At 60.4% G+C, this 18,134-nt stretch carries 17 protein-coding genes; 8 read left to right on the top strand and 9 right to left on the bottom strand.

Translation table 11 applies throughout. The annotated features are described in order from the left end of the window. Positions 1 to 24: 24 nt before the first annotated feature. From AC1DWZ_RS02455 to AC1DWZ_RS02445, 3 genes are all read left to right on the top strand, one after another. Positions 25 to 1,233, top strand: a complete 1,209-nt coding sequence (locus AC1DWZ_RS02455) for a M24 family metallopeptidase (RefSeq protein ID WP_477167275.1) — start codon at positions 25 to 27, stop codon at positions 1,231 to 1,233. Positions 1,234 to 1,325: 92 nt separating this feature from the next. Then, entirely contained in the window at positions 1,326 to 3,092 is a 1,767-nt protein-coding gene (gene ggt, locus AC1DWZ_RS02450; protein ID WP_477167274.1) for a gamma-glutamyltransferase, read from the top strand. Between the two features lie 65 nt (positions 3,093 to 3,157). Continuing rightward, positions 3,158 to 4,345: a class I SAM-dependent rRNA methyltransferase gene (locus AC1DWZ_RS02445; RefSeq protein ID WP_477167273.1), complete on the top strand. Its 1,188-nt coding sequence runs from the start codon at positions 3,158 to 3,160 to the stop codon at positions 4,343 to 4,345. A gap of 24 nt (positions 4,346 to 4,369) precedes the next feature. Here AC1DWZ_RS02445 and AC1DWZ_RS02440 read toward each other — a convergent pair whose 3' ends face one another. The 7 genes from AC1DWZ_RS02440 to AC1DWZ_RS02410 form a co-directional block, all read right to left on the bottom strand. Continuing rightward, positions 4,370 to 4,552, bottom strand: coding sequence for a hypothetical protein (locus tag AC1DWZ_RS02440; protein ID WP_477167272.1), 183 nt, complete (start codon positions 4,550 to 4,552; stop codon positions 4,370 to 4,372). Positions 4,553 to 4,613: 61 nt separating this feature from the next. After that, entirely contained in the window at positions 4,614 to 6,023 is a 1,410-nt protein-coding gene (locus tag AC1DWZ_RS02435) for a sensor histidine kinase (RefSeq protein WP_477167271.1), read from the bottom strand. After that, entirely contained in the window at positions 6,020 to 7,453 is a 1,434-nt protein-coding gene (locus AC1DWZ_RS02430; RefSeq protein WP_477167270.1) for a dihydrolipoyl dehydrogenase family protein, read from the bottom strand. Before AC1DWZ_RS02430 ends, AC1DWZ_RS02435 begins: the two co-directional genes overlap by 4 nt. Beyond that, positions 7,446 to 8,165, bottom strand: coding sequence for a TVP38/TMEM64 family protein (locus AC1DWZ_RS02425; protein ID WP_477167269.1), 720 nt, complete (start codon positions 8,163 to 8,165; stop codon positions 7,446 to 7,448). Before AC1DWZ_RS02425 ends, AC1DWZ_RS02430 begins: the two co-directional genes overlap by 8 nt. Continuing rightward, positions 8,162 to 10,102 carry a CHASE2 domain-containing protein gene (locus tag AC1DWZ_RS02420; RefSeq protein WP_477167268.1) on the bottom strand — a complete coding sequence of 647 codons (1,941 nt, stop codon included), beginning with the start codon at positions 10,100 to 10,102 and terminating at the stop codon, positions 8,162 to 8,164. Before AC1DWZ_RS02420 ends, AC1DWZ_RS02425 begins: the two co-directional genes overlap by 4 nt. A gap of 18 nt (positions 10,103 to 10,120) precedes the next feature. Further along, positions 10,121 to 10,768 carry a FecR family protein gene (locus AC1DWZ_RS02415; RefSeq protein WP_477167267.1) on the bottom strand — a complete coding sequence of 216 codons (648 nt, stop codon included), beginning with the start codon at positions 10,766 to 10,768 and terminating at the stop codon, positions 10,121 to 10,123. A 179-nt stretch (positions 10,769 to 10,947) separates the two neighbouring features. Continuing rightward, the gene (locus tag AC1DWZ_RS02410; RefSeq protein ID WP_477167266.1) at positions 10,948 to 11,484 is read right to left on the bottom strand and encodes a hypothetical protein; all 537 of its coding nucleotides are present in this window, start codon (positions 11,482 to 11,484) and stop codon (positions 10,948 to 10,950) included. A gap of 327 nt (positions 11,485 to 11,811) precedes the next feature. Between AC1DWZ_RS02410 and AC1DWZ_RS02405 the strand changes: the two genes are divergently transcribed. From AC1DWZ_RS02405 to AC1DWZ_RS02395, 3 genes are all read left to right on the top strand, one after another. Beyond that, positions 11,812 to 12,420, top strand: coding sequence for a hypothetical protein (locus AC1DWZ_RS02405; RefSeq protein WP_477167265.1), 609 nt, complete (start codon positions 11,812 to 11,814; stop codon positions 12,418 to 12,420). Between the two features lie 87 nt (positions 12,421 to 12,507). Continuing rightward, positions 12,508 to 12,891: a helix-turn-helix transcriptional regulator gene (locus AC1DWZ_RS02400; protein ID WP_477167264.1), complete on the top strand. Its 384-nt coding sequence runs from the start codon at positions 12,508 to 12,510 to the stop codon at positions 12,889 to 12,891. Between the two features lie 66 nt (positions 12,892 to 12,957). Further along, positions 12,958 to 13,554: a hypothetical protein gene (locus tag AC1DWZ_RS02395; protein ID WP_477167263.1), complete on the top strand. Its 597-nt coding sequence runs from the start codon at positions 12,958 to 12,960 to the stop codon at positions 13,552 to 13,554. 232 nt (positions 13,555 to 13,786) lie between these two features. Here AC1DWZ_RS02395 and AC1DWZ_RS02390 read toward each other — a convergent pair whose 3' ends face one another. Further along, entirely contained in the window at positions 13,787 to 14,173 is a 387-nt protein-coding gene (locus AC1DWZ_RS02390; RefSeq protein ID WP_477167262.1) for a hypothetical protein, read from the bottom strand. A gap of 971 nt (positions 14,174 to 15,144) precedes the next feature. Between AC1DWZ_RS02390 and AC1DWZ_RS02385 the strand changes: the two genes are divergently transcribed. Next, entirely contained in the window at positions 15,145 to 15,396 is a 252-nt protein-coding gene (locus tag AC1DWZ_RS02385) for a hypothetical protein (protein WP_477167261.1), read from the top strand. Between the two features lie 291 nt (positions 15,397 to 15,687). Here AC1DWZ_RS02385 and AC1DWZ_RS02380 read toward each other — a convergent pair whose 3' ends face one another. Then, entirely contained in the window at positions 15,688 to 16,635 is a 948-nt protein-coding gene (locus AC1DWZ_RS02380) for a LysR substrate-binding domain-containing protein (protein WP_477167260.1), read from the bottom strand. A gap of 120 nt (positions 16,636 to 16,755) precedes the next feature. On the opposite strand from AC1DWZ_RS02380, the gene AC1DWZ_RS02375 reads away from it, so the two are divergent. Next, the gene (locus AC1DWZ_RS02375; protein ID WP_477167259.1) at positions 16,756 to 18,108 is read left to right on the top strand and encodes an LLM class flavin-dependent oxidoreductase; all 1,353 of its coding nucleotides are present in this window, start codon (positions 16,756 to 16,758) and stop codon (positions 18,106 to 18,108) included. Positions 18,109 to 18,134: the final 26 nt, after the last annotated feature.

Here is an 18,134-nt window from a genome sequence, read left to right as displayed (position 1 = left end):
ACTGCGGCTCAGGAGAACAGGATTATGAATCTCGAAGAGACAAAGATCATCCGCAACGGCACGCCGGTGCCACACACATTCTCCGAGGCCGAGTATGCGCGGCGGCAAGCGCAGCTGCGGATCGTGATGCGGGAACTAGATATTGACGTGGCACTCTTCACCTCAATTCACAACATCAACTATTACAGCGATTTTCTCTATTGTTCCTTCGGTCGCAGCTATGCCCTCGTCGTCACGCAAGACGATGTCGTCACTGTCAGCGCGAATATCGACGCCGGCCAGCCATGGCGTCGCACGATTGGCGCCAACATCGTCTATACCGATTGGCAGCGGGACAATTACTATCGCGCCATCAAGCGGATCGCCCCTGCTCCGAAGCGTCTCGGTGTCGAATTCGACCATCTCAGCCTCGACAAGAAGAGCAAGATCGAGAGTTTCTTTCCCGGCACCACGCTGGTCGACATCTCCCAGGGCTGCATGGGCCAGCGCATGATCAAGTCCGACGAGGAAATTGCCCTCATCCGGCATGGCGCCCGCATTGCCGACATGGGCGGCTTTGCCTGTGTTGAAGCCATGGGCCGGAATGTGCCGGAATATGAGGTCGCCCTGCATGCGACACAGACCATGGTGCGCGAGATCGCCCGCACTTTTCCACACGCTGAGTTGATGGATAGCTGGACCTGGTTCCAATCCGGGATCAATACCGACGGTGCCCACAATCCGGTGACATCGCGCAGAATGCAGAATGGCGACATCCTGTCGCTCAACTGCTTCCCGATGATCTCCGGTTACTACACCGCCTTAGAACGCACGCTTTTTCTGGATCACGCCAGCGATGCGCATCTCAAAATGTGGGAGATCAATGTCGAAGTGCATCGCCGCGGCCTTGAACTCATCCGGCCCGGTGCGCGCTGCAAGGACATCGCCCTCGAACTCAACACGATCTACGAACGCCACGGCCTTCTCGCCAACCGCACCTTCGGCTACGGCCACAGCTTTGGCGTCCTATGCCATTATTATGGCAGGGAGGCGGGGTTGGAACTACGCGAAGATATTGAAACGGAGCTGCGGCCGAACATGGTGGTGTCGATGGAGCCGATGATCATGATCCCGGAAGGCCAGCCCGGCGCCGGCGGCTATCGTGAACACGACATTCTCGTCGTCACCGAGACCGGCGCCGAGAACATCACCAAATTCCCGTTCGGACCTGGGCAGAACATCATTCGCAAATAGGCATATCGACCGCCCCCGGGCGGCGGTCTGCCGGCAATCGGTTGCGGGGGCGCATTCCATTCGGTAGCTTGGCGCCGAATGATGGATTGCTCATGCTGACAAAGATAAACGTCCCCGGACCAGGGCGGTGGCAGTTTGCCGCCCTCGCTGTGCTTGCCATCTCTTTGGCGGCCTGTACGCAACCAGCGGCCCGGCGGCAAGCCGACGAAATTGCGTCGCATGTCGCCCATGGCGACCGTCAAATGGTCGCGGTCGCGCACCCCGCGGCCGCCCAGGTCGGGCTCGACATTCTGCGGCAAGGCGGTTCGGCGATCGACGCCGCCATTGCCATGCAGATGGTCCTCACACTGGTCGAACCGCAGGCTTCAGGCATCGGTGGCGGCGGCTTCCTCCTCAGCTATACGGCAGAGGGCAGAAAGCTGGAAAGCTATGACGGCCGCGAGAAGGCACCGGCGGCTGCCACCAGCGACATGTTTCTGGGCGCGGACGGCCAGCCACGTTCCTTTAAGGACGTTATGCCAGGCGGGCTGTCGGTCGGTGTCCCGGGGGTCTTGCGCATGCTGGAACTTGCGCACATGGAGCATGGCAGGCTGCCTTGGCGCGATCTCTTCCTGCCCGCCATCCGCATGGCCGAAGATGGCTTCGAGATCTCGCCGCGCCTCGCCCGCCAGATTGCCGGCGACGAACTCCTGGCCCAGCAGCCGACGACCAGATCCTATTTCTTCGATGCCGACGGGAAGCCGCTGGCCGCAGGCACCAAGGTCCGCAATCCGGCGCTGGCAAGAACATTGCGGTCGATTGCCGAAGGCGGCGCCGACGCCTTCTATAAAGGCACCATCGCCAATGCGATCGCACAAGCGATCGGCACGGCAACGCCGCACAAAGGACAGATGACACCGGAAGATCTTGCTGCCTACCAGGCGCAGAAGCGGCCGGTGCCCTGTCTCGACTATCGCGACAGCAAGGTCTGCAGCATGGGGCCGCCTTCATCCGGTGGCCTTGCCGTTCTGCAGATCCTGGGCACCTTGCGCCGCTTCGACATGAGCCGCCTCGCGCCCGACAGCATTGTCGCAGCACATGTCATCACAGAAGCCAGCAGGCTCGCCTTTGCCGATCGCGAACGCTATGTCGGCGACCCGGACTTTGCACCTGTCCCCGTCGAGCGCCTATTAACGCCGGAATATCTTGCTGGCCGGTCCGGCGAGATCGACCTCGATAAATCCATGGGTGAGGCAAAGCCGGGGCGTCCCGCGGATTCCGCTTTGCTGGGCGAGATGCCATCGGTATCGCGCATGCCGGAGCCGCTCTCCACCAGTCATATGGCTGTCGTCGACCGCCATGGCAACGCGGTCAGCTTCACAACCTCGATCGAGGGGACGTTCGGCGCTCATCTGATGGTCGGTGGCTTCCTCCTCAACAATCAGCTGACTGATTTCGCCTTTTCCCCGGCCGCCAAGGGCTGGCCGGCCGCCAACCGGGTCGAGGCCGGCAAACGGCCGCGCTCCTCCATGGCGCCCACCCTGGTGTTCGACCGCAAGACCGGCGACCTGACCGCAGCCCTGGGATCACCCGGTGGCCCCAACATCATCGGCTATGTCACGCAGACGCTGATCGGCCTCATCGACTGGCACCTGGACCCCTACGCCGCCATCGCCGCCCCCCATGTACTCAACCGCAATGGTCCGACGCTGGTCGAAGCGGAGCACGACCTGGACGCGCTGGTGGCCGGGCTCAAGGCCCTGGGACACAAGGTTAAGGTGCAGGAACTTGAGAGCGGTGCTAATGTCATCGTCGTTCGCGACGGGCAATTGATCGGCGCCAGCGACCCCCGGCGCGAAGGTGTCGCCCTGGGTGATTAACCCATCCGGGCGTGTGACGCACCCGTCCCACCCACCTATCAGACTGAAAAGACAGGATTTCTTTTATGACGAAGCGGCCCACGATCCATTTGAAATCGGGCGAAGAACGCCGTGTGCTTGGCGGCCACCCCTGGGTCTATTCGAACGAATTACAGGCCGGGCCGGAGCTGAAGGCGATCAAGCCCGGCACCATCGTCACCCTGCGCCAGGCTGACGGCCGGCCCATGGGCCTGGCCTTCTTCAATCCCAAATCGCTCATCAGCGGCCGCGTCATCACCCGCGACCACAGCGTCGAGATCGACGCGCAATTCTGGCAGCGCCGTCTCGAACGCGCGCTCAAATTGCGCGAGCGCCTGATCGGCGTGCCCTATTATCGCCTCGCCCACGCCGAGGCCGATGGTTTGCCTGGCTGCGTCATCGACCGTTACGGCGATGTAGTGGTGATCAATGTCTCGACTGCCGGCATGGACGCCGAGATCGACAATCTGGCCGCGGCAGTCGACAATTTGCTGAAGCCCAGCGTCATTCTGGTGCGTGGCGACGGCCCGGCACGGGTGCTGGAAGGGCTCGAGCCGATCACCCGCCTCATCAAGGGAACGCTCGACGGCCCGGTCGAGATCGAAGAAAACGGCTCTCGGTTCCTGTGCGATCCGCGCGAAGGGCAAAAGACCGGCTGGTTCTTCGATCAACGCGACAATCGTGCCCTGATCGCGCGCCTCGCCAAGGGTGCCAAGGTTCTCGATGCCTATTGTTACATGAGCGGATTTGGCAATCAGGCCCTGAAAGCGGGGGCCGCCAGCGTGCTGGCGCTGGACGCCAGCGCCCCGGCACTGGAACTCGCGCGCAAAGCCGCCGATATTAATGGTTTCTCGGCACAGCTTGAGACCCGCCAGGGCGACGCTTTCGACGTCCTGCCGGAACTGGCGCAAAGTGCGGCCCGCTTCGACATCGTCGTGGCGGACCCGCCCGCCTTCGTCAAATCGCGCAAGGATTTCAACCAGGGCTCCAAGGCCTACCGGAAACTGGCGCGTCTGGCCGCAAGCTGCGTCGGCAAGGAGGGCATCCTGATGCTGTGTTCCTGCTCACACAACATGCCGGCAGACGAGTTGATCAAGCAGGCCGATCGCGGCATCCAGGAAGCTGGGCGCTCGGCGCGGCTGCTCTATCATACGGGTGCTGCACCGGATCATCCGGTCCATCCCGGCCTGCCGGAAAGCGCCTATCTGAAGGCACTCACATTTGCGATTGAGTAGCAGGCGCAGCAAAAAGACGGCGCTTCAATGCGCCGTCCGGCCGCCTTTTGCAATGGCATAGAACAGGATGCCGATGCAGAAAACGCTGAAGCCGATGCCACCCCAATAGGGCGTGCCGTGACCGGACCGGCTCGCGACATAGAGGGCTGCGACGGCGAACAAGGCGACCAGGGCCATGAATATGCAGCGTTCGATTTCGGCCTTCATCTGATCCCCCCTCTGTGCAATCCATTGTAAGGGCTCTTTTAACCCAAAACCTGCCGGCTTTTCAATGCGAACCGTTCGCAGATGCCGGCAGATCGAGAACGAAGACCACACCCTCCGCATCGCTGCGCAGCAGTTGCAGATCGCCACCCTGCCCGCGCATGAGCTCCCGGGCGATGGCAAGGCCAAGCCCGGTACCGCCGACACGCGCTGATCCTTTGAAGGGTACGAACAGATTTTCGACCGCCTTGGGCGGCAGGCCAGGGCCGTCGTCGGTGACCCGGATTTCGAGCCCATCCGGCCGCGGTTCCGCCGTGACCGTAACGTTGTGGGCGCCCATCTGCAGGGCGTTTTCGCCAAGATTGCGGATGACCCGATAGAGCTGGCCGCGATCGGCGCGCACCATGATCGAATCCGGCAAGGCATTCAACCAGGCCCGGTCCGGTCCGATGAACTTGGCCAACCCCTCGCCCACCTCATCGACCAGTTCGCCAAGCGCGAAGATCTCAAATTCCGGCTTCGGCGGCCCTTCGCGCGTGAAGTTGAGCGTGTCGGAACAAAGATCGACGGCACGGTCGAGCGAGCGCAGCAAGGCCGGTGCCGCCTTCCTGACTTCCGGGTTGTCACTTTCCGCCAGCCGGTCGGTGATGAGGCGCGCCGTCGCCAGGATGCCACGCAGATCGTGGTTGATCTTGCTGACCGCCGTGCCCAGGGCGGCCAAGCGCGCGCGCTGCTGCAGGGCCAGCCGCACCTTCGTCTGCATTTCGGCGAATTCCCGCTCGGCAACGCCGATTTCGTCGCCCCGCGTGGTGGCGCCAAAGCCACCTTGCATTTCTTCCGGATCCTGCCGGAAGGCGACCATGCCGCCGGTCAGGCGCCGCATCGGCCGGATGATCAGCCATTGCAAGGCGCCGAAGACCAAGGCCGCGGTGATCAGCGAAATCACCACGGACAAGCCGAGTACCCGCCAGGAATAGGCGATCATCGCCTGCCGCAAAGGCCATTCGTCGAGCACGACGTCGACCACGACATCGGCAGCACGTGGCGAATAGCCTTTGACCCGGAGCACGCGATTGCGCGGCTGGGTCAGCGTCTCGATCCCGTCTTCAAGCAATTGGATAAAGCCACGATCGCTGAGGTCGACGGTGCCATCGACCAGCAAGGGCGGCGTTGTCCCACGCAGAATGAGGTTCTTGCCGTCGCTGCCACGCAGGCCGATGAGGCGCGCACCGACATGCGTCAGCAGCCGCACCTCCAACTCCGGATCAATCATGTAGTCCGGCGTTGCTTCCAGGGCGAGGATGGCGAGATGCGCCATGTTGAGTTTCTCTTCCAGCCAATCCAGCCGGTAGCGCGCGATGGAGGGAGCATAGATCAGCACCTCGCTCACCAGCACGAACAGGATGGTGAGGAACAGCACGCGGGCCGAGAGGCCGCGGCCAAAAGTCGGCAGTTTGATATCGGCGTCGTTCATGGCAGTCGCATCAGGCCGCGCACCAGCGCGCGGACACCTGGGCTGAACAAGCGCGGCGTATAATAGTTGCCAGCGACCCGTTTCGAAATTTCAGAGAGCGTCGGATAGGGCAGCAGGAGCCCCGCCATCGCCGAGAGCTTGAGGCCGCGGCCGATCGCAAGGCACCAAGGTGCCAGCAGCTCGCCAGCATGGGGGCCGACGATGCCGACACCCAGAATCTGCCCGTTGCTGCGCAGCACGATCTTGATCAGGCCATCCGTGCGGCGTTCGGTCCGGGCCCGATCATTCGCGGTAAAGTCCAGCAGTTCGACCCGCACATCCTTGTACCGCGCCCGAGCGGAGATTTCGGAAAGACCAACATAGGCCAGCTCCGGATCCGTGAATGTTGCCCAGGGCAGGATATCGTTGTTAACCTTGGCCGGCAGGCGAAACAGGATGTTGCGCAGCACGATCCCGCCATGATAACCGGCGACATGGGTGAAGGCCGAGCCACCGGTGCAATCGCCAATCGCAAAGATCTTCTTGTTGCTGGTGCGCAGTCTGGCATCCACCTTGATCGCCGCCCCGCTAAGGTCAACGCCGGCTTTGTCGAGGCCGAGATTTTCCGTCCGCGGCCGTCGCCCCACCGCCAGCAGCAAGTGCGTGCCCGTGACGGCTTCCGTCGCGCCATCATTCTGCGCCAGATGAACCTTGACGCCGCTCTTGGCTTTTTCGACGCGCACCACATTGGTGCCTTCGCACAAGCGGATGCCATCCTTGATCAGCGCCTGGCGCACATAGGCGACCAGATCCGGATCATCCTTTGGCAACAAGCGCACCATTTCAACCAAGGTCACCTTGGCGCCGAGCCTGGCCTGCGCCTGCGCCAGTTCAACGCCGATCGGGCCACCGCCAATAACGATGAGATGTTCGATCGGCTGGGTCACTGAAAAGATCGTCTCGTTCGTCAGGAACTTGACCTTGTCGAGACCGGCGATGGGCGGCACCTGCGGTATCGATCCGGTGGCGATGACAAAGCGCTTGGCCGCAATACGTCTGCCGCCAGCCGCCACCGCATCGGGGGCCGTAAAGGCGGCGTGGTCACGGATCACCGTGACGCCAAGTCCCTCGAACCGCTCCACGGAATCATGGGGTGCAATGCCGGCGATGACATCGGTGATGTGCTGGGCGACGCCCTTATGGTCGATCTGCGGTGTGGCAAAGGAAATGCCGAACCTGGAAGATGTTGCTGCTGTGCCAGCAGCATGGGCTGCTGCAAGCAAAGATTTTGATGGAATGCATCCATGGTTGAGGCAATCGCCGCCCATGGCGCCGGCCTCAACCAGCACCACTTTGGCACCCATTTGTGCTGCACCCGCCGCCACGGTGAGGCCGCCGGAGCCACCGCCGATCACACAGATATCCGGGGTCAGATCGACATTCTCAGTCATGGCTGCTTGTCCGCCCAGCATTGAGGCGCTTGATAAGAATGGGCAGCGCCGACAAGGCCGCCAATCCTAGCAACCCGATGACGATGCCGGGCGACAAGGCAGCTCTGACGTCGCCGCCGGCCCCCACCGCATCACCGATCCCGGTGCCGATCAGGGCATAGACATAGGTGGCCGGCACGATCCCGAAAAAAGTCGTCACCGCAAAGCAGCGCAAGCTGACGCCGAGAAAGGCCGGCACCAGATTGACCACGAAAAACGGAAACAAGGGCACCAGGCGCAGGATCAGCATGTAACTCCAAGCATTGCGTTGAAAGCCTGCTGTCAGCTTTGCCATCCACGGCCCGGCCCGCGCCCGCAGCAGGTCGCCCAGGGCGGAACGGGCGGCCAGAAACAGGATCACTGCACCGGTTGTGGCCGCTACAACGATGTAGCATGTCGCCGCCAACGCGCCAAACATGAAGCCGCCAGCCAAAGTCAGGACCACGGCGCCAGGCAGCGAGAACGCCACCACCAGAACATAGACGCATATGAAACCGATCACCGCCTGCCAGTAATGGGCCTGGACGAGATCGGTCAGATTCTGGCGCTGATGCTGCAGTTCATCAAAGTTGAGCCAGCGCGCACCACCTGCCAAGAAGAACGACATGAGACCGAGCGCAATCACCGCCAGCGGCCACAAGCGCCAGATGGACCAGCCTGTCTTGTCGGTCATGTAAGATCGGTACAGTTGGCAGCCGACCAATAGGTGATCGGCTTATCGCGCCCGCGCACTGGCTGCGCATTGTGCGGCCACAATCCCTTGATCAGATCCTCGCGGCCAAGGCTGCGAACCTTTGTGACCATGTCGTCCGACACCACCAGGATGGTGCCGGTGGCTTTCGCCGCGGCTTCCAGGCGACTGGCGACATTGACAGTATCACCCGCCGCCGCCACCTGCGACTGATGGCGGCCACCCAATTGCGCCATTGCCACCGGACCATAATGCAAACCGACCCGGGCCGGATTGTTCGGCTGCCAGCGCGCCAGCCGCAGCAGCATATCGCGCGCGCAAGCCAAGGCCAGCGCCGGATCGTCATCCCTGGGCTGCGGCAAGCCCCACAAGGCCATGGCACCATCCCCCAAGAACTGCACGACGATGCCTTGATGCGCCGAGACGACCTCTTCCAGCTGGCTGTGGAACTCCTTCAGGAAATGCGCCGTGTCGGCGGGCGAGCGGCTCTCGCTGGCATGGGTGAACCCCTGGAGATCGACGAAGAGGACCGCCGCCATCTGCTCCCGTTCGTCAAACACCGGCGTCGTGCGATCGGCCAGCGTGTCGACCATGGTCGGCGGCACATAGCGCGCGAGATTGCCGCGCTGCCGCTCCACTTCGCTGCGCAGACGGCGCTCATAAACCATGCGCGCGATGGTGCCCAGGATGGCGCCGCCAACGATGGCGAGGCTGGGGCCTGCCATGGCAACCCAGCGATGGTCGACCACAAACATGATCTGGCATACCGCCAGCCAGCTCATCAGCAGGAGAAAATTGAACCCGATACCCCAACGAGGTCCACGGCTCTTCAAGCCAAGATACCAGGCGAACATGGCCAGGATTGGAATGAGGAGTGCTTCAAAGAACCGTTGCTCCGGCGTCCGAATGATGCCGTCATCATGAAGAAGATTCGCAATGCCCGTCGCCAACACTTCGACGCCAGGGAGATTCAGCTGGTAGGGCGTTATGAATGCGTCACCCAGTGACGTCGCCGAGCCACCAACCAGGACGACCCGATCCTTCAAAAGTGGATGCGGGATACGATCTTCCAGTAGATCAAGCAGCGAGTAAGTTCGGAAAGTACCTGTGGGGCCAAGATAATTGAGCGTCAGGCCGTATCTATGATCCAAGTATACTTTGCGCGATCCGAGAATGAGATCGCCATTCTTATCGATAGCGAGTGATCCCTTCGATAGATCCAGTTGGAGAGCAGCCACCATAAACGAAAACGACGGAATGAAGAGATCGCCATATGCGATGACTGGGTACTGCGCACGTGTTTGCCCCGCGTCGTCAGACTGCTGATTGACGTGGCCGACAGCTGCCACCGCTTCAAATTCGGGCAGTGGCCGTAGCATTCCGTCTGCAGCCAAGGACGTAGTGTCCTTGAAGGCCCGCGACGTGGCGCCTTTGAACGCCGGAAGCCCGATTCTATCTGCATTGTTCGCCGGAGCTCCCACCGGCGAACCATTATTAAACAGCATCGCCATTGCAAGTACGGCCTGGCTGCGGCGCTTAAGTGCCCGCACCAAAGCACGGTCGCCAGCCCCGCCGGCATCCGGTTCATGCTCGGACAGAATGATATCCAAGCCAATTGTCTTGGCGCCAGCATCATTCAGCCGATCAATAATCTCAGCCAACGTGGCACGTGGGAATGGCCATTGCCCCAGTTTTGCAAGAGAGCGGTCGTCGATAGCAATGATGGCAATGTCGTTGGGAGGCGGCTGCGGCCCCCGCAATCTGAACCGCCAATCCAGCGTCAAACCCTGTTCGATCGCTTCAAGTCGAGGGTCGGCGGATATGTGCAGAACCGCGATGCCCAAACCGAGCACAAGCGCGAAAACGGCGCTTAACCAGCCCCGCTTCGCTTTCTTTCTGCCCTCCCCCGGGGCGGCCATTGGATGTTTTGCGCCGGCTTAAGGGAACGTCACCCGCGCCATCGCCGCATCACGTCGTTTGGCACCCCAGGTCCTCGCGACCAGTTCGACATATTCCTTGGTGACATCGACGCCTTGGCCCTGGCGCAGGATGATGGTGCCGGCACCCATTCGGCTGGAGACCGCGACACGGCCTTCGGCCACGAAGACTGAGCTTTTATCCGGCAACGCTTCGACCAGATATTCGGTGCCACGCACCGACGCAACCGCCGTCGTCGTGCGGACCTCGAACCGGCCCCAGGCTGTCGCCTTGTTGACGGTCATCCGGGCGATGCCGGAGATAAGATCAAGAAGTGCCACCGATTCACTGGCCTCCGGCGCAAAGAAGGACACGGCTACCTCACTGTCCGGTCCCACGGTCAAGACAGACCCGTCGGTGAAAGTGACTTCCGCCTTGCCGTCGGCACCCGTGCGGATGGTATCGGTCACGAAAATCTCGCCACCGACGCCAGCAGCGGTCTCGGCGCCGCTGCGCAAGACTGCAACTGCGCCAGCCGAGCGCGAGACATGCCCCGCGAGAGCGTCTTGCGCCCAGGCGGGGTTTGATCGGGCGAGGCCGTAAAGGACCGAGCCGGCAATCGCCGCCACCGGCATGGTCTGCAGAAAATCACGTCTTGTGAAAGCCATCTTCATCTCCTTGCGCGGGCCGCCGCCTTCGGAAAGCTCGACTTTGCAGGCTAGGTAGGTTGCCACAAAGCCTCAAGCGGCATGATGTGAATGATGTAGGGGGCCATCCCGCACCCGCTGTGAACCGGGTCACGATCTGGCAGTCGCCAGACCGCCTCCTCCATAAGCGATTGTTTCCATTAAGATAAATCTATCGCAGGAACGTCGCATCCAACCCAGGCGGCATAATTCAGCAAATCGAGATTGGCAAAAAACGCGGCGGACTCGGCGCTGTCGGGACCCTCCATCGTCCGAATATGCCCGATCAGCGGCAGGAGGCGTTCCAAATCTTCCGGGGATTCCTTCAGGTCCCCCGCATATGCCAGCAGCCGCAGATTGGGATTGCCGACGGCAGCGCACAAAGCCTCGAAAGGAGCGGCGGCCATCTCCACCAGCAGGCGGAGACCGGCTGCTGCCAGCATCGTCCCCGCATAGCCGAGATTGGCGACCAGCGTCGCTGACAAGCCCTCGTCAGCCCTGCAGCTCACCCGGTCGCATGCAAAGCGGCGTGCATGGTCGATGGCCATGGCAAGCCCGTTGCGGAATTCGGCCTCGTGGCCCGGGCGGGCGGCGAGTCCGGATCTGTCGCCCTCGATCAACACAACCCCAAGGCTCCTTTTATCCAGCGCCTGCTTCAGCATCGCCAGATCTGGGCCGTGGGGGATTTCCAGCGCCACGCCGCGGAATCCGGCCGCTGCGACCGCCGCCAGCGTTGAGTCTCGGGCGGGCCCCGTGATGGCCGGACGGGCCAGATGGGCGGCAAATCGGGGCATGGATACGCTCGCAGGGGGCAGGAGTGAGGAAACCGGGACTTCACCAAGCCCATGGCCTAGACCAGTCCAGGCCAAATTGGCAAATGCCAGCAGCTTGTATAGACAGGGATCGACCGCCCGGTTCTTCTAGGTTGGGCTTCTCATGCCGGGCTTCTCAGGCTTGATTTGGGCCGCTAAACTGCAAAAAGAGACCGGGCCCGATTGGCGGGCTGCGATCGGGGGAGATTGACCATGAATGTACGCGGCCTGCTCATCACTGCGCTGATGGGCGCCACCCTTCTTGCGGGCTGCGAGGCCTGGACTGGCGGTGCCAGCCAGCCCGTCCAGCCAGTGGCGCCGGCCGTCGTCTCCAGCGTTCCCCAGGCCCCGGCCATGATGAACGTCGCCCAGCCGAACGAGCTTATCGGGTCCTGGCAGCTGGTGCAGCTGCCGCCCAGCTTCATCCAGCCGAGCCGGCCGACCTCGCCCTTCAGCAACCCCTGGCAATGGTTCATCATCAGCCCGATGGATGCGACCGGCACCGGCAGGATCGGCGTCGTCACGCGTGCAGACCCGCCCAAGGTGCCGGTCAATGACCAGATCCTGGCCGACGCCTGGGCAGCCTCGCCGATGTACGATACTTACCGCATGGCCGGTGGCGCCATGTCGATCACACCGGTTGCCGTCACCGGCTGGTCGGCCCAGGGAACGCAGACCTGGCGGGTCTATAGCGTGACCAATGCCGGCCTGATGCTCGGCATGCAGGCCGTGCCCGGCGACATGCTGATGGTGCTGACAACCCCCGACAACAAGCCGCTCTACTACCGGATGCTGCGCCGCATCCCGCGGGTGCAGCCGTAAGCATGTGTTGTTCACACTGTTCAGACTGAAATAAGTGCGATTTTGGACCCATTAGTGACTCATTGAACTCGAAATACTGACTCAGTGATGGCCGGACGAGCGACGAAGCCTCTTTCGAAGCGTATTGGTCCGTCGCAGTTCAACGCGAAGAGGCTCGGTGCAGCCATTCAGATCCTGCGCGAAGGCCGTGGTTTGAATCCCAGTCAGTTTGCCAAGCTGAGTGGCCTCACCCGCCAGGCCGTAGCTGTTCTTGAGAAGGGTTCGGTTGAGCCGACGATCTCGACACTCGAGAAGGTGGCGGGGGCCACCGGTCTCACGGTGATCGATGTCGTGGCGATGGGCATTGGAGCAAACGATCCAACAGCACCCAAAATTCAGTCGATGCTAGGAATCGCTCGAAAGCTCGACGACCGGTCACTCGATCTTGCGGTATCTCTGTTAGCCGCCCTCGCCAAGCATCACGAAGGGTAGCTCCCGTATACAATTTGTTAACGAGCTCCCCATAGGTTTCTCTGAACCAAAAGGAGAAACTATAAAATGTTATTCAATTCCGAGAAACAGAAGACCCGAAGCTTTCTCAGCGGCAACGCGTCTTCGGAACATCCACGGCAACCCCGACCCGCCTCGAGTGCTGTTCGCACCATCTGGAAGGACGGCCTGACCGATGTCCTTCACAGCGTCATCGCGCGCTATGAGCGAGATCGGAAGGCAGACGCGGCGCCCTTCACTGAGCCTCTTCCGCTCATCGAGACCGCATTGCACCTCAAGGTGCGACGGGGTTCTGACAGCTCGGATACAGGCTGGTTCATCGAAACGGTCGATACCGGCACGCGCCTCGCCATCTTCGGATGGGGTGAGGGTGCCGAAGAGAGCCTGGTTACCATCGGCACCAACGGTCGCCAAATGACGGCTTTCGCGGTCCTGGCGCGGCGCCTTGGTATCAAAGAAATGAAGACGACTCCCGTCAAAACAGAGGCCATCGACGAGGATCGTTCCGCCCACGGATCTTTCTGGGACCCAGTTGGCGCGTTCACAGGCCATGAAGCTATGGCCCGGGCCAAGTATCTGGCGCAATTCGGCCTAGCGCCGGGAGATGTGACGATTGAGGCTTTGCACACGCGCGGTGATTCTTGAAATCGACGGCGATCGAACCGACGGCGACTGGCTCGTGGGTTGGGAGATTTCGCGCGCGATGCCCATTCGCAAGGTTTCCAATTTTTTCGGCCCTTTCACTTTGTTTGAAGGCGCCGGAATAATGAAATTTGATTCTCCATTTGTGGCGGGTTGGCGTAGGTCTCTTTTCACGCAACGCCTCGACCCTCCTGCCGCTTCGTCCCCAAATCGATCGCAATTGGTCAGCACTTCATCATTTCTTCGATTTCGATTTCGGCAGTTCCGTGAGGCGCTTCTCGATCGCTACAAGGCGGTCATCCAGTTTATAATATTGCTCCAAAGCTAAAGCGGCCGAATCCGCCGCATTTGCCTTCTGAGATAGTGCGAGCATGTTGTTGCCCAGACGATCGACCAGCAAGCGCAAAGCAGTGAGTTCTTGAGAGGTAACCTCTACGGGACTTTCGAGTTGCACTTCAGTCACCGCCTTCGAAGCTCCCAGCGAGGTTAGCCCCGCCAGAGTCGCTGCTGCCAAGTATGCAACAACCGCTGACGCGGCCAGCACATGCGCACCCTTAACGAGCTGACGGATCTGCCGCGAAAGCTTCGCCGTGTGAAGTCGAGTATCTTCGGTCGAGAACAAAACTTCGTGTCGTGCAACTCAACATACGTGGCCCCCATGTCCTGCATCACGATTCGCAGTCACACGACCAGTCATTAATGAAAAATAAACATTCTGAAACTAGGAATTGGTGCCTTATCATTAGAAGAAACGGCCGCCATGAGTTCGCTCCACGCTTTCATTTACGACCCATTGGTCCACACATTCTTTTTCGCCCCTGTTATTGCACTTCTTCTGGCATCCCCTCCAAAGCCGAACCAACTTTCTCGCGAAGAGCTGCATATCCTTGTAACTCTTTCGACGAAACACAAACCTCAGAGAGCCCAACCAGCGGATGAGTTTGTAATACTCTCAGCGCTGGGGATCGGTGTCTTTTTCGTCGCTTTAGGATACCTACTCTATGGGAGTGACATCATCCTGGCGTGCCTGTGCATCGTTTCTGCGGCTTGCGGGATCGCTATACTTCTAACTTGCGTTGCAATCTACCGCGGCTACGGACGATCAGCCTCCTGGATTCTACATCTAGGCACGACGCTCATCTTAAGTGCGATAGCACGGTATATAGCCGGACTACACAAGAGTCTGCCGGGCGAATGGACTCAGTTCGCAACCTATCTCCGAGAACGCCCAAATAAGTGGGAGGCTGTTGTCGCGTTTTGGCGCGCCACCCCCCTCGACACGATCATCTCATTTTCTAGCTTTGGCACTGGCACCCTTGCACTACTAATCCTGAGCATGATCGCGGCTGGCCGTAGTCTTCATCTGATGGCTATTCTAAAGAACGCGGCAGTCCATAATTCAGACCTAGCCCTCCAAGCGCAACTTGTCACAAGCAATTTTGTTGGCTTTCCTGCCTTTGTCTGGGCAATGGCTCTCGCTCTCATTGCCTACTTAGGAGTAACCGACTCCTGGGCCGCCTTCTTAAAATTCTCTTAGAGAGCGGTTGCGCGTCGTTCTTGTCGATTCTATCTGGGAACTGATAGGAGGACAAAATGACGAGGAAATTATCTATTCCCGCGATATGGCTTGTTATGCTTCTGACCGTAACAGGGGTCGGCTTCTTCACGGCAGCATTGACAACATCCATAGACCCCAACAATCTTGCACCGCGTCTTGTGACACTCTCGAGCGGGTTGCTGATGTTGTCAGCTCTCGTTCTTTGTGTCTCCGCGGGACTGCGCGCGGTTTCGCTCTACCTCGGCGTAGCGTTGGCATTTCTTGCAGTATCTGTTGCCATGCTTTGATTCTGAACGAGGTGCTAGTCACTTCGCCTACTCAACCCTGGCGGGCCCTGCTGGCCTGGTTTGAGGACTACAACACAGTCCAGCCACACCACGTGCGTGGCGATACCGCCAGCTATCTGCGCCGCCATCAGCGATCCGAACAAATAACGAGCTGGGCCCCCTACGCAAGCTGAGGACTCCGCTTCCCGCCCTTTTGCCCCGCGACTGAGATCGAGTGCGCAACGGATTCTACTTCCGAATGGGTAAGTTAAGCGGCTCAGGTCAAAGCGCCGATGCTAACTTGACCACGAGTCACGATCGAGAGAAAGCCTCTCCAGCTTGATGAAGAATTGAGGACTCGGTGCATGCCCGACACTCTTCGAGAAACCATGCATTGAAGGCCCCGACGACCGCCCGGTGCCGACTGCGTTGGGGAATTGTGATGTGATATGAGCTTGGCAGCCTCAAGGGCATGCCGACCACGATCAAGGACCCCTTCTCCACATCGGTCGAGCAATAGAGACCCTGCGCTAGTGCGATCCCGAGGCCGCCTCGAGCGAGGTCGAGAGCAGCCATCGATGAATTTGCCGTCACTCCCCGCCGCACTTGTGGACGAGCGGCAATCCCCATCGCTTCGAACCAGCTGAGCCAGGACGGAAATGGCGCGTTCGATGGCCCCCAATCCGTATGGACCAGGTGCTGCGACAAGAGCTTCTCTGGCGTATCGATTGGGCCATGCTCCAAAAGATAACCGGGTGAGCATACGGGATAGACGGCGTCGTTCCCGACGCTGATAGCTTCGCTTCCATAGTTCAGCGCCCCATAGGACAGCCGGAGATCAATGGAGTCCTTATCGAAGGCGACCGGGTCCTCCTCGGCGCGGAGGAAAATATCGACCCAGCCATATTCCCGAACGAACCTTGGTAGCTTCGAGGAAAGCCAGCCGATCGCTGCCGATGGAGCGACGGACACTACAAGGGTGGCGACGGGATCTTGTGACGCCAGTTCCCGCGAGACCGACCGCACCTCGCCGAACGCTTGCGTCAACCTGGGGAAGATTTCGATGCCGGCTTCTGTCAGTTCGACGCGCCGGTGAACTCGGTGGAAGAGCTTTCGCCCAACCTGCTCTTCGAGACCTCGAATGAGCTGGCTGACAGCCGCCGCAGTAATCGAAAGCTCCTCAGCAGCCGCAACGAAGCTCCCGGTTCGGGCTGCTGTCTCAAATGCCTGTAGGCCACGAAGCGAAGGCAGAACCGACATGGGCCCTCCTATGCATAAGTTTATCTTTCCGATTTTGCGGAATTACTTCGTTTTGGAAAGAGAAATCTTCCGCTAGCGTCGACATGTCGGCTGAAGCAGCCAATGGAAGCGGAGAGCACGGTGTCACGTGGGCAGATGATCTTGGCGGCCTTCTTCTTTAACCCGCAAGGGGACTACCGGGTGTCCTGGCGGCATCCCCGGGCACCAGGGAAGGATTATCTGGATTTCGACTATTACCGCCGCCTCGCGGAGATCGCCGAGCGGGCAAAGATCGACGCCGTTTTCATTGCCGATCATCTCGGTATCTGGAATGGCCTTGGAAGCGGTGTCGCCCACTTCTCCAATCCCCGCCTGGAACCACTTTCCCTGGTCTCGGCCCTTTCGGCCGTCACCAAGGACATCGGCTTCATGGTGACCGGCTCAACGTCCTACACGGAACCCTTCAACACCGCCCGCATCTTTGCCTCAATCGACCATCTGAGCGGCGGGCGCATCGCCTGGAATGTCGTCACCTCGGGGCTTGAGGAGGAAGCGGTCAACTTCGGCCTCGATGGAAACGTCGATCACGGGCAACGCTATCAACGCGCCGCGGAATATCTGGAGGTGGCGAAAGCTCTCTGGGACAGTTGGGAAGATGACGCCGTCATCGTCGACAAGGAGACGGGCATCTTCGCCCGCCGGGAAAAGGTGCATTTCATCAATCACAAAGGCCCTCATTTCAAGGTTCGAGGACCACTCAACGTCCCACGGCCGCCCCAAGGTCATCCCGTCATCGTCCAAGCCGGCTCTTCCGAGGCGGGAAAGAACCTTGCCGCCGCCCATGCGGAGGTGCATTTCGCGATCCTCAAGAACATCGAAGAAGGGCTCGCTTACCGCGCTGAGATGAACGCGCGTCTGGCCAAATTCGGCCGCGATCCGGACGGTTTCAAGCTGGTGCCGGGTATTGTGCCCATTGTTGCGGCGTCGCGGTCGGAAGCGGAAGAAAAGCAGGCTTATCTCGAATCGTTCCTGGTCGATGCCATGGCGGTCGATCTGCTTTCGACCTGGGCCGGCGTGGATCTCTCGACATTTCCGATCGACGGACCGATCCCTGAGCTCCCGAAGGCTGCCAACTTCAATGGCTGGCATACCTGGCTGAAGCTCATCGGCGATGACACAAACAAGGGGCTTTCGATTAAGCAGCTGGCGCGAAAGGTCAGCGCCACGGGATCCGTCCCTCTCCTCACCGGCACCGCCAAGGACATCGCTGATGAACTAGAAGCCTGGTTCGTCTCCGGTGCCGCAGATGGTTTCAATCTCATGTTCCAGCTTCTACCCGAGGACTGGGAGAATTTCATGCGATTGGTCGTGCCGATCCTGCAAGAACGCGGCCTGTTCAGGAAAGTGTATCAGCCGGGCACCCTTCGGGATCGCCTCGGACTGCGCCGCCCAGTGAATATTTTCGCCACAAGTGGTTTGGCCGACCGCCAATAACTGCGCCAGCAAGATCCTCAATTGGG

Source organism: Dongia sp. P2_B8, from assembly GCF_056404715.1.
The sequence above is the reverse complement of the archived record's forward strand: the minus strand, read 5'-3'. Positions and strand labels throughout refer to the sequence as shown.